The sequence below is a fragment of the Streptomyces sp. NPDC100445 genome, assembly GCF_044759735.1.
Taxonomy (GTDB): Bacteria; Actinomycetota; Actinomycetes; order Streptomycetales; family Streptomycetaceae; genus Streptomyces.
Genome location: NZ_JBIVZV010000016.1, coordinates 1 through 11949 on the forward strand (window position 1 = coordinate 1; position 11949 = coordinate 11949).

Sequence of the window (11949 nt, forward strand, 5' to 3'; positions counted from 1 at the left end):
ACTGCAGGGGGGACCCTGTGGGAGAGTAGGACACCGCCGAACAATCTTTGGGAAAACCCCCGCATCTTCGATGCGGGGGTTTTCTGCGTTCCGGGACCCATTCAGCTCCGACGGTCAAGCTCCGACATTGATGCTCGGATTCGACGGCCGGGTCAGAGCCGGCCCGCCGCCTTGAGAGCGAGATACGCGTCCGCCAGAGCCGGCGCCAGGTCCTCCGGTGTCGTGTCCACCACCGTCACCCCATGACGACGCAGCTGCTCCGCGGTACGCCGGCGCTCGTCCAGCGCCTGAGCCGCCGCCGCGGCCTCGTACACCGCCTCCACGTTGCCTCGGGCCCCGGCCATACGGGCGATGTACGGATCCGCGACCGAGGCGACCAGGACGGTGTGGCGTCCCGTGAGCCGCGGAAGCATCGGGAGCAGGCCCTCCTCCACCGGTGCCGCGTCCAGTGTCGTCAGCAGCACGACCAGCGAGCGCCGCGGTGCCGTGCGCAGGACGGCTCCTGTGAGTCCGCGCGCGTCCGTCTCGACCAGCTCGGGTTCCACCGTGGCCATCGCGTGCACCAGGGACGGCAGTACGTCACGTGCCGAGCGGCCCTGCACGAGGGCGCGCACCCGGCGGTCGTAGGCCAGCAGGTCGACACGGTCGCCGGCGCGGGCCGCCAGCGCCGCCAAGAGCAATGCCGCGTCCATCGACGCGTCCAGACGCGGGGCGTCGCCCACCCGTCCCGCGGAGGTGCGGCCGGTGTCCAGGACGAGCAGGATGTGCCGGTCGCGTTCGGGTCGCCAGGTGCGGACCGCGACCGCGGACTGCCGTGCGGTGGCCCGCCAGTCGATCGAGCGGGTGTCGTCCCCGGGCACGTACTCGCGCAGACTGTCGAACTCCGTCCCCTCGCCCCGCGTCAGCACGCTGGTGCGGCCGTCGAGTTCACGCAATCGAGCGAGTTTCGACGGGAGGTGCTTGCGGCTCGTGAAGGCGGGGAGGACTCGTACAGTCCAGGGCAGTCGGTGGGTGCCCTGACGGGAGAACAGGCCGAGGGGACCGTAGGAGCGGATGGTCACGCGATCGGCCCGGCGGTCGCCCCGGCGGGTGGGACGCAGCCGGGTCGTCACCCGCCGGCGTTCGCCCGGGGGCACCGTCAGTCGGTGCCGGGAGGCCTCGGACTCGGTGCCCGGCCGCCAGCTGCTGGGCGGCCAGGCATCGCGAAGCAGAGCGCGCAGCGGACGGGAGGACGGGTTGGTGACCGAAAGGGTGACATCGGCGGTTTCACCGAGGCGTGTGGAGGTGTCGCCGGAGCGGGACAGTACGAGACGGCGCACGGGCGCGGCCAGGGCGTAGTCGCAGGCGCAGGCCATGGCCAGGGAGCCGTTGACCGCCGCCATGCCCGCCCAGCCGGGTTCCAGGACGCCGACGGGGATCGAGCCGAGGGCCGCGAGGAGGGCGGCGCGTCCGGTGAGGGGCATCAGCGGGGCACCGGGACGTGGGTGAGCACGGCGTTGATGACCGAGTCCGCGGTGACGCCCTCCATCTCGGCCTCCGGGCGCAGCTGGATCCGGTGGCGCAGGGTGGGCAGGGCGAGGGCCTTCACGTCGTCCGGGGTGACGTAGTCGCGGCCCGTCAGCCAGGCCCAGGCCCGGGAGGTGGCGAGCAGCGCGGTGGCGCCGCGGGGGGAGACGCCGAGGGTGAGGGAGGGCGATTCGCGGGTGGCGCGGCAGACGTCGACGACGTACGCGGCGATCTCGGGGGAGACCGTCGTGCCGGCGACGGCGGCGCGGGCCGCCGCGAGGTCGGCGGCCCCGGCCACGGGGCGTACGCCGGCGGCGCGCAGGTCGCGGGGGTCGAAGCCCGAGGCGTGGCGGGTGAGGACGTCGATCTCGTCCTGACGGGAGGGCAGAGGAACCGTCAGCTTGAGAAGGAAGCGGTCCAGTTGGGCCTCGGGGAGGGGATAGGTGCCCTCGTACTCGATCGGGTTCTGGGTCGCGGCGACGAGGAACGGCTCGGGCAGCGGGCGGGGCGTGCCGTCGACCGTCACCTGGCGTTCCTCCATGGCTTCCAGCAGGGACGACTGGGTCTTGGGCGGGGTGCGGTTGATCTCGTCCGCGAGGAGGAGGTGGGTGAAGACCGGGCCGGGCTGGAAGGAGAACTCGGCGGTGCGGGCGTCGTAGACGAGGGAGCCGGTGATGTCGCTCGGCATCAGGTCGGGGGTGAACTGGACGCGTTTGGTGTCGAGTTCCAGGGCCGACGCGAGAGCGCGGACGAGCAGCGTCTTGGCGACTCCGGGCACCCCTTCGAGCAGTACGTGTCCACGGCAGAGGAGCGCGATGACGAGGCCGGTCACGGCGGGGTCCTGGCCGACCACGGCTTTGGCGATCTCGGCGCGCAGGGCTTCCAGGGAGGCGCGGGCGGCGCCCGCGTCCCCGGTCCGCCCGGCGTTGTCAGTGGTCGGGGCCATCATGGACGGCGTACCTCTCTTTCGAGGGCGTCGAGTCGGTCGGTGAGGGCGACGAGGGTCGCGTCGTCGCCGGGCGGTGGTCCGAAGAGGAGGGCGTGCAGGGCCCGTCCGTCGCCGGTGAGGTGGGCGGACAGGGCGAGGAGCAGGTACTCGGGCGTGTGTGCCCGGGCCGGGGGGACGCCGACGAGGGGGGCGAGGCGGGTGCGGGTGGCGGAGCGGAGAACGGCGGCCGCGTGGTCGCGGGCGTCGGCCTTGCGGTAGAGGCGGGCGCGGCCCTCGGTGGTCTCCGAGGCGCGGATCGCCACGGGGAGCCGTTCGGCGACGAGGGGGCCGAGGCGGCGTGCCCGCCACAGGGCGGCGAGGCCGGCCGCGAGGAGGAGTTGTCCGGTGGCCAGGAGCCATCCCGTGGGGAGCAGGTCGAGGAAGTTCCGTCGGTCGCCGGTGGTGGTGGTGTCGGACAGTGAGGGGAGGTACCAGACCAGATGGGGGCGGGAGCCGAGGAGTTGGAGGGCGAGCGAGGCGTTGCCCTGCTGGTCGAGGCGGTTGTTGCGGAGGATGCCGGGTGCGCCGAGGACGACGGTGTCGCCGCTCCCGGAGGCCGCGGGGACACGCAGCAGGGTGGCGAGGCGCTGGCTGGGGTAGCAGGCGTCGGCGTCGAGGTGGGTGGTGGTGTAGCGGAGGCCGCCGGTGTCGGCGCTGCCCGCCCGCCGGGCCTCGGGCAGGAGGCAGTGGGGGGCGAGTGCGGAGCGGGGGCTGGTGGCCGGGTCCGCGGTGACCCCGGGGGCGAGCCGTTCGACGGACCAGCTGCCGGGCGCGACGAGGACGGCGCGTCCCCCGGAGGCCGCCGTCGCCGCGTGCAGCTGTTCCTGCTGACGGTGGGTCAGCCGGTCGGGTACGGCGACCAGCAGGGTGGTGTCCGGGCCGGTGGCGGCGCGGGCCGCGCCGAGCGTGGTGACCACACGGGTGGACACGCCGCGTGCCGCGAGGAGCCGGGCGACGGCGCGGCTGCCGTAGGGGTCCGCGGAGCGCGGGTCCAGGTCGCCGTGGTGGTCGGTGGAGTGTACGGCGGCCATGGCGACGGCCGCGGCCAGGATCAGTACGGCGGCGAGTGCGGCGCCCCGCGCGCGGGACCACACCTGGCGTCCGGTGGGCGTGGTGGAGGTGGCCGTGGCCGGAGCCTCGGTGGTCACTCGGCGTCCCCCCGGCGGGTGCGGTGGGGCGCGCCGGTGGCGTTGTCGGCGGTGCTCGGCCGGGTGTGCGCGAGGTCGTCGTCGAGGGCGGCGATGCGGTGGTACGACCGCGCGCTCGCCTCCCGTCCGCCGTATGTGACGTCGTCGAACTCGCGGGCGGCGGCGCGCAGCCGGTCCGTGTGCGCGGGGAGGGAACGGCCGGCCTCGGCTGCCGCTTCGTCCGCGGTGCGGCCGGGGTGCGGGTCGAGCAGGCCGCGTTCCTCCAGGGAGCGGACGAGGGCCCGCACGCGTTCCTGGACGGCCTGGTTCCACCGGCCCCGGGCGGCGTGCGCCTCGCCGGCCGCGCGGTGGTCGGCGGCGCTGCGGGGACGGTCGTCGAGCAGGGCGGTGGCGGGGGTGGGCCGGCGGTGCGGCGTGCCGAGCCGCCACCAGAGGGCGGCCGGTACGGCGGCGACGAAGAGGGTGACGACGACCAGGCCCACCGTGCCGCCGGGTGTCGCGGAGGCGGCCGAGCCGAGCAGCCGGTCGAGCAGGTCCCAGAACGCGTCGAGGGCGCGCTGGAGCGGACTGGGGTCGTTCTGGTGGTACAGCCGCTCGGACAGCTCGCGCCGGGCCGCCTCCCGCGCCGGACCGCGCGGGATCGTCACCGGTGGTCCGTCGCCCGAGTCGCCGGCCGTCGAGGCGATGGTGTCCGCCGCGCGCCGCACGAGTCGTACAGCCGTGGCGGCGGCACCCGGTGGGGCCGCCGTCGTGAGAACGCCCCCCGCGAGGCTCACCCCGTCAGCTCCCGGGGAGGGCGCCGGGGGCGGCGGTGCCGTAGCCCTGGACGCCGGCGGCGCGGGCCAGTTCGAGGTCGAGGGCCTCGCGACGGATGCGCTGGTCGATGTAGAGGAGCACGGTGACGCCGGCGGTGATCGGGAGGGTGAGCGTGGTGCCGATCAGGGAGCCGATCCCCCGGATGATCAGGAACGTCCAGCCGAGGTGCCCGGTGCCGGTGGTGAGGAAGTCGTCCATGCCGTCGCCGCTCGCGGCCGCGCCGATGGCGGCGAAGGGCACGGTGACGATGGCCGAGACGATGCCGGAGATGAGCCAGGCGAGCGACTGGATGCCGAGGATGCGCCACCATGCGCCGCGCACCAGCTTGGCGGAGCGGCCCATGGCCTTCAGCACGCCCTGCCGTTCCAGCATCAGGGCGGGCGTGGCCAGGAAGTAGCGGATCGACAGCCACACCGCGACGGCCGTGGCGCCGAGGAGGCCGAGGGCGAGCAGCGCGGATCCACCGGCGTCGTCGCCGGTGCGCCGTACCAGGAAGCCGGGCAGTGCGCCGGCGACGAACACACCGGCGATGATCAGACCGAGCAGGAGCAGCAGTCCGCCGAGCCGGGGGAGCTGCGGGCGGGCCTCGCGCCAGGCCTCGCCGCCGCCGATCGGCTTGCCGAGCACGGCGCGGCTGGTGACGGTCGCCAGCAGGGCGGTGGCGACGATGAGGGCGGCGCCGGAGATCACGGAGACGACGCCGGAGCTGATCATCGTCTCGCGCATGGCGCGGAGCACGTCGTCGGGGGTGGCGGTGCGGCCGTCCAGAGGGGTCCGGGGGAGGGTGTCGTCGAGGAAGAGGCCCTGCACGACGACCAGGGCGATGTCGGTGACCAGGGCGACCGCCAGTGCGATGCCGAGGACCGTGCGCCAGTGCGCGCGCATGGTGGAGACGGCGCCGTCGAGGATCTCGCCGACGCCGAGCGGGCGCAGCGGGACGACGCCGGGCTTGGCCGCGGGCGGGGGGCCGCCCCAGCCGCCGCCCCAGGCGGGGTAGCCGCCGGGGGCCGCGTGACCGCCACCGGGGCCGCCCCAGCCGGTGGCTCCGTGACCGCCGGGGTACCGGCCGTCCCAGCCGGGGCCGGGCGGCGGCGGGGGTGCCTGGCCCGGACCGGGGGCGCCGGTGGGCGCGGGCCACTGGCCGGGCGGCGGCTGCCGCTCCGACCACGTCGCGCCCCGGTCCGGTGTGTTCGCGGCCGCCCGCGGTTCCCGGTCGTCGGTGCCGGGGTGGTCGGCGGGTTCGGCGGGGCCGGACGCACCGGGCTCCCGCCCCTCGGGCGACGGGGCGGATCCGGGCGAGGCCCAGCCCGGAGTGTCTGTCATCGAAGCTCCTTCTCGGTGCCCTTCCGCGGTCGCGGCGGAGGGTTGGCAGCCATCGTGCCATGGGCCGGTCACGGCGGGTCCGGTCGAGGTGGGGGCCGGCCACCTTCAATTGTCCGCCGTTTCCGGGGCAGACTGACGGCATGGCTGATCAGCAGGCGCGAACCGGTGAGGACAGGCGGCCGACCGAGATACCGGCGATCCGATGGGAGGAACCACCCGAGGGGCCCGTGCTGGTCCTTCTCGATCAGACGAGGCTTCCGGCCGAAGAGGTCGAACTGGTGTGCACGGACGCGTCGGCGCTGGTGGAAGCGATCCGTTCGCTCGCCGTGCGCGGGGCGCCGCTGCTCGGGATCGCGGGGGCGTACGGTGTCGCGCTCGCCGCCGCGCGCGGGTTCGACGTGGCCGACGCGGCGCGGGCGCTGGAGGAGGCCAGGCCCACCGCGGTGAACCTGTCCGTCGGCGTGCGCCGGGCCCGGGCCGCGTACGAGGCGGCGCTGGCCGGCACCGGTGACCCCACGGCCGCGGCGGTGGCGACGCTCGCCGCGGCGCGGACGCTGCACCGGGAGGACGCCGAGGCCAGCGTACGGATGGCCGCTCACGGTCTGGCGCTGCTGGACGAGCTGCTGCCCGCCGGCGGGCACCGGGTGCTGACGCACTGCAACACCGGTTCGCTGGTGTCGGGCGGGGAGGGCACGGCCCTGGCGGTGGCGCTCGCCGCGCACCGGGCGGGGCGGTTGCGGCGGCTCTGGGTGGACGAGACGCGTCCGCTGCTCCAGGGCGCCCGTCTGACGGCGTACGAGGCGGCCCGGGCCGGGATGGCGTACACGCTGCTCACCGACAACGCGGCGGGTTCGCTGTTCGCGGCGGGCGAGGTGGACGCGGTGCTGGTCGGGGCGGACCGGATCGCGGCCGACGGCTCGGTGGCGAACAAGGTGGGGAGCTATCCGCTGGCGGTGCTCGCCCGGTACCACCATGTGCCGTTCATCGTGGTGGCGCCGCTGACGACCGTCGACCCGGACACACCGGACGGGGCGTCGATCGAGGTCGAGCAGCGTCCCGGCTACGAAGTGACCGAGATCGCGGCGCCGCAGGTGCCGGTGACGGGAGCGGGCGGCGGGATCCCGGTGGCGCCCCTGGGCACCCAGGCGTACAACCCGGCGTTCGACGTGACGCCGCCCGAGCTGGTGACGGCGATCGTCACCGAGGAGGGGATCGTCTCCCCCGTGACGGCCGAGGCGCTGGCGGAGCTGTGCGCCCGGGCGCGTCAGGTGACGGCCGGCTGACGGCGCGACCCCGAACGGGGCCCGGGGAGCGGCTCCTCCCGGGGCCCCGGGAGGGCCCGGCGGAGCGGGCGTCGGGCCCGCCGCGGACCCGGTCCGGCGCGGCCGCGGCGGACCGGGGCAGACAGTGACGCCCCTGTACGACTATCGTCACCGGCCAGTGAGCCTGCTCACCTGCGCCTCTGTCGTCGTTACGAGAATGGGATGATGTCGTTTATGAAGGGACGAGTCCTTGTCGTCGACGACGACACCGCACTGGCCGAGATGCTCGGCATCGTGTTGCGTGGTGAAGGTTTTGAGCCGTCTTTCGTAGCCGACGGCGACAAGGCGCTGGCTGCTTTCCGTGAGTCCAAGCCCGATCTGGTGCTGCTGGACCTGATGCTGCCCGGACGGGACGGCATCGAGGTCTGCCGGCTGATCCGGGCGGAGTCCGGGGTGCCGATCGTGATGCTCACGGCGAAGAGCGACACCGTCGATGTCGTCGTGGGCCTGGAGTCGGGGGCCGACGACTACATCGTCAAGCCGTTCAAGCCGAAGGAGCTGGTGGCGCGGATCCGGGCGCGGCTGCGCAGGTCCGAGGAGCCGGCGCCGGAGCAGCTGACCATAGGTGACCTGGTCATCGACGTGGCCGGGCACTCGGTGAAGCGGGACGGGCAGTCGATCGCGCTGACGCCGCTGGAGTTCGACCTGCTGGTCGCGCTCGCGCGCAAGCCCTGGCAGGTGTTCACCCGCGAGGTGCTGCTGGAGCAGGTGTGGGGCTACCGGCACGCGGCGGACACGCGGCTGGTCAACGTGCACGTCCAGCGGCTGCGCTCCAAGGTCGAGAAGGACCCGGAGCGGCCGGAGATCGTGGTGACCGTCCGTGGTGTCGGTTACAAGGCCGGACCGAGCTGACATGCACGGGGACAGTGCCGCTTCGGCCCCCGGCAGGTCCGGGACCCGCCCGGAGCGGCCTGTCGGCCGGCCGGCGCCGGCCGCGCGTCTGCGGCGGCTGTTCCAGGGCGGCTGGCCCCGGGCCGGCGTCCAGGGCAGCCCGGTGCTGCGGTTGCTGCTGCGCTGGGTGCGCCGTCCGCTGCTGCCGGTGATGCGGCTGTGGCGGCGCAACATCCAGCTGAGGGTCGTCGCCACGACCCTGCTGATGTCGCTGGGTGTCGTCCTGCTGCTGGGTTTCGTCGTGATCGGGCAGGTACGCAACGGCCTGCTCGACGCGAAGGTGAAGGCGTCGCAGAGCCAGGCCACGGGCGGGTTCGCGGTGGCCAAGCAGAAGGCGGACGAGGCGGCCGGCGGGGTCGGCGCGGGCACGGCGGCCGGGACCGGTGCCGGCGACGGCACGGTGACCCCGGACGGGCGGCAGTCGCAGAACGTCATCCCGTGGATGAGCGACCTCGTGGATTCGCTGTCCAGCGGCGGTGCGGGCGCCTTCGACGTGGTGACGCTGCCCGTCGGTGACGACAGCGGCGGCGGGCGCAGCCCGCGCGGCTCGGGGAACGTCAGCCCGACGTCCAGCGTGCCCGCGGACCTGCGGGAGCGGGTCAACGGCGGTACGACGGCCGCCCAGAGCTACACGCGGATCGTCTACTCCAACGGCAAGGAGTCCCAGCCGGCGCTGGTCATCGGCAAGCAGGTCAACGACCCCAACGGGCGGCCGTACGAGCTGTACTACCTCTTCCCGCTGACGCAGGAGGAGAAGTCCCTCAGCCTGGTCAAGGGCACGCTGGCGACCGCCGGGCTGTTCGTGGTCGTCCTGCTGGGGGCCATCGCCTGGCTGGTGGTGCGGCAGGTGGTCACGCCGGTGCGGATGGCGGCCGGGATCGCGGAGCGGCTGTCCGCGGGGCGGTTGCAGGAACGGATGAAGGTCACCGGCGAGGACGACATCGCGCGCTTGGGCGAGGCCTTCAACAAGATGGCGCAGAACCTCCAGGTGAAGATCCAGCAGCTGGAGGACCTGTCGCGGATGCAGCGCCGGTTCGTGTCGGACGTCTCGCACGAACTGCGCACCCCGCTGACCACCGTCCGGATGGCCGCCGACGTCATCCACGAGGCGCGCGAGGACTTCGACCCGGTGACCGCGCGCTCCGCCGAGCTGCTCGCCGACCAGCTGGACCGGTTCGAGTCGCTGCTCGCGGACCTGCTGGAGATCAGCCGGTTCGACGCCGGGGCGGCGGCGCTGGAGGCCGAGCCGATCGACCTCAGGGAGGTCGTCCGCCGGGTGGTCAGCGGCGCCGAGCCGCTCGCGGAGCGCAAGGGCAGCCGCATACGGGTGCGCGGTGACCGGCAGCCCGTCGTCGCCGAGGCGGACGCCCGGCGCGTGGAGCGCGTCCTGCGCAACCTCGTCGTCAACGCCGTCGAGCACGGTGAGGGCAAGGACGTGGTCGTCAGGCTCGCCTCGGCGGGCGGGGCGGTGGCCGTCGCGGTGCGCGACTACGGCGTCGGGCTGAAGCCCGGTGAGGCGACCCGGGTGTTCAGCCGTTTCTGGCGGGCCGACCCGGCGCGCGCGCGTACCACCGGCGGTACCGGGCTGGGGCTGTCGATCGCCCTGGAGGACGCGCGGCTGCACGGCGGCTGGCTCCAGGCGTGGGGCGAGCCGGGCGGCGGTTCGCAGTTCCGGCTGACGCTGCCGCGGACGGCGGACGAGCCGCTGCGGGGTTCCCCGATACCGCTGGAGCCCAAGGACTCGCGCCGCAACCGCGGCCTCGACGACGCCGGTCAGCGCCGGGGCGACGAGGAGAAGCGGGCGACGGTCCCGGTGCAGCAGGGCGGCCCGCAGGCGTCCGCGCTGCCGCCGCGGACATCGGGCGCGCCGCGGCTGGCCAACGCCGGTCCCGCCGCCGACCCGACCGCGCTGCCGGGCAACGGCGCGCGCGTCGTGCCCCGGCCCGCCGGCGGCGCCCGGCGCCCGGACGACAGGCCGGCGGCCCGTCCGCCGGCCGACGCGGACGCGGACCGGCCGCGCACCTCCGCGTCCGGCACGGCCGCGCCGAAGGACTCGAACCAGCCAGGGGAGGCATTTCGTGGCCGCTGACCGCACGGGGGGCGCACGGCGGCGGCCGGGGCGCGCGGTGGCGTACGCCGCACTGGGGATGGTCGTACTGGCCGGGTGCGCCTCGATGCCCGACAGCGGGGACCTCAGGGACGTGGAGTCCACACCGCGGCAGGACACCGGGGTACGCGTCTTCGCGATGCCGCCCGCCGAGGGAGTCGGTCCCGGCGAGATCATGCAGGGCTTCCTTGAGGCTCTGACCAGCGACGACCCCGGTTATGACACGGCGCGCAAGTACCTGACGGCGGACGCGGCCCGCAGGTGGCGGCCGGAGCGGTCGACGACGGTCCTCGCGAACGGCCCGAGCATCGCGACCAACTGCAACCCGGGGGGCCGGGAGGAGACCAACAGCGCGACCTGTGTGCTGACCGGCGCCCGGGTCGCCACGGTCGACGAGGAGCAGGCCTACCAGCCCGCCGAGGCCCCCTACCGCAAGAAGCTGCACCTGACGAAGAACCCCAGGAGCGGGCAGTGGCGCATCGACGGGCTGCCCGACGGTGTCGTCATGGGCAAGTCGGACTTCCAGCGGAACTACACGTCCGTCGACAAGTACTACTTCGCCTCCCGCACGGCGGCCGGGGCCGGCGGGCAGCCGGTGGCGGTCGCCGATCCGGTGTTCGTGCGCAGCAAGGTGGACCCGATGACGGAGCTGGTCCGCTCGCTGCTGCACGGTCCCACCGCGTGGCTCGGCCCGGTGGTCCGGTCGAGTTTCCCGACGGGTACGGCGCTCGGCAAGGGCGTCTCCGGGCTGGCGCCGGACGACCAGAACAGGCTGACCGTGCCACTGAACCTGAAGGCCTCCCGGGTCACGGCCGGCAAGTGCACCGAGATGGCGACGCAGGTGCTGTTCACCCTGCGCAACCTGGTGCCGACGCTGGAGTCCGTGCAGCTGCGGGGGGCGGGCGGCGACCGGCTGTGCGAGGTCAGCGAGGAGCGCGCGGAGTCCGCCGCCTGGCACGGCTCCGTCCGGCGTCCCGAGTACCTGTACTTCCTCGACGGCAGGCACCGGCTGGTGCGGATGCCGACCGGCAGCACCGGGGCCGGCGCGGGCGCCGACCGGGTGCCCGGGCCGCTGGGCGAGGGCGGCAGCGGGCTGCGGTCCGTGGCCGTGTCGCGGGACGAGGACACCGCGGCCGCCGTCGGTGACCAGGGTGCCTCGCTGTACACGACGTCGCTGTCGACCGGCGGGGCGCTCGGCGAGCCGCTGGTGACCAGCGGTGGCGCGACGCCGGCGGAGCGACTGGCCACGCCGAGCTGGGACGCCCGCGGCGATCTGTGGGTGGCCGACCGGGACCCGCGCCGGCCGCGGCTGTTCGTCCTGGAACAGGGCGGCGACAAGCCGGAGCGGGTCGCGGTCCCGGACCTGCCGGGCCGCATCACCGACGCGCGGGTGGCCGCCGACGGGACGCGGATCGCGCTGGTGGTGGAGAAGGACGGCAAGCGGTCGCTGCTGATCGGCCGGGTCCAGCACGACGACGGCACCGGGCAGGGCATCTCGGTGGACGGGCTGCACTCGCCGGCGCCGGATCTGGAGGAGGTCAGCGCCGTCTCCTGGGCCGGTGACAGCAGACTGCTCGTCGTCGGCCAGGAGCACGGCGGCGTGCAGCAGATGCGGTACGTCCAGATCGACGGCTCCGCGCTCGACAGCCCGGCCCCGGGCGCGCTCCCCGGCGTGAAGGCCATCGCCGCCTCGGAGAACGAGCGGGTGCCGCTGGTGGCGTACTCGGACGACGGGATCGTACGGCTGCCGTCCGGCGAGCAGTGGCAGAAGATCGACAAGGACGGGACGGCGCCGGTCTATCCGGGCTGAGCGCCGGCCGTTCCGCCGGTGCACGCGTTGTCCACAGG

9 protein-coding genes are annotated in these 11949 nt (G+C 74.6%); 4 read left to right on the forward strand and 5 right to left on the reverse strand.

What is annotated here, in order from left to right; all coding sequences use genetic code 11:
- Positions 1-152: 152 nt before the first annotated feature.
- Genes ACIQVT_RS31130 through ACIQVT_RS31150 form a run of 5 tightly spaced genes read right to left on the reverse strand, consistent with a single transcriptional unit; the run spans position 153 to position 5781 of the window.
- A complete protein-coding gene (locus tag ACIQVT_RS31130; RefSeq protein ID WP_403761700.1) occupies positions 153-1463 on the reverse strand; it encodes a DUF58 domain-containing protein in 1311 nt (436 codons plus the stop codon).
- Positions 1463-2452 carry an AAA family ATPase gene (locus tag ACIQVT_RS31135; protein ID WP_403762199.1) on the reverse strand — a complete coding sequence of 330 codons (990 nt, stop codon included), beginning with the start codon at positions 2450-2452 and terminating at the stop codon, positions 1463-1465. The genes ACIQVT_RS31130 and ACIQVT_RS31135 overlap by 1 nt, the downstream gene beginning before the upstream one ends.
- Positions 2452-3642 carry a DUF4350 domain-containing protein gene (locus ACIQVT_RS31140; RefSeq protein ID WP_403761703.1) on the reverse strand — a complete coding sequence of 397 codons (1191 nt, stop codon included), beginning with the start codon at positions 3640-3642 and terminating at the stop codon, positions 2452-2454. The genes ACIQVT_RS31135 and ACIQVT_RS31140 overlap by 1 nt, the downstream gene beginning before the upstream one ends.
- Positions 3639-4418: a DUF4129 domain-containing protein gene (locus tag ACIQVT_RS31145; RefSeq protein WP_403761706.1), complete on the reverse strand. Its 780-nt coding sequence runs from the start codon at positions 4416-4418 to the stop codon at positions 3639-3641. The genes ACIQVT_RS31140 and ACIQVT_RS31145 overlap by 4 nt, the downstream gene beginning before the upstream one ends.
- Positions 4419-4422: 4 nt before the next feature.
- Entirely contained in the window at positions 4423-5781 is a 1359-nt protein-coding gene (locus ACIQVT_RS31150) for a glycerophosphoryl diester phosphodiesterase membrane domain-containing protein (protein ID WP_403761709.1), read from the reverse strand.
- 140 nt (positions 5782-5921) lie between these two features.
- On the opposite strand from ACIQVT_RS31150, the gene mtnA reads away from it, so the two are divergent.
- From mtnA to ACIQVT_RS31170, 4 genes are all read left to right on the forward strand, one after another.
- Positions 5922-7064, forward strand: coding sequence for an S-methyl-5-thioribose-1-phosphate isomerase (mtnA, locus tag ACIQVT_RS31155; RefSeq protein ID WP_403761712.1), 1143 nt, complete (start codon positions 5922-5924; stop codon positions 7062-7064).
- A 201-nt stretch (positions 7065-7265) separates the two neighbouring features.
- The gene (gene mtrA, locus ACIQVT_RS31160) at positions 7266-7955 is read left to right on the forward strand and encodes a two-component system response regulator MtrA (protein WP_187279108.1); all 690 of its coding nucleotides are present in this window, start codon (positions 7266-7268) and stop codon (positions 7953-7955) included.
- A gap of 1 nt (position 7956) precedes the next feature.
- A complete protein-coding gene (gene mtrB / locus ACIQVT_RS31165; protein WP_403761715.1) occupies positions 7957-10083 on the forward strand; it encodes an MtrAB system histidine kinase MtrB in 2127 nt (708 codons plus the stop codon).
- Complete coding sequence (locus ACIQVT_RS31170) at positions 10073-11911, forward strand: LpqB family beta-propeller domain-containing protein (RefSeq protein WP_403761719.1); 1839 nt, start codon at positions 10073-10075, stop codon at positions 11909-11911. The genes mtrB and ACIQVT_RS31170 overlap by 11 nt, the downstream gene beginning before the upstream one ends.
- Positions 11912-11949: the final 38 nt, after the last annotated feature.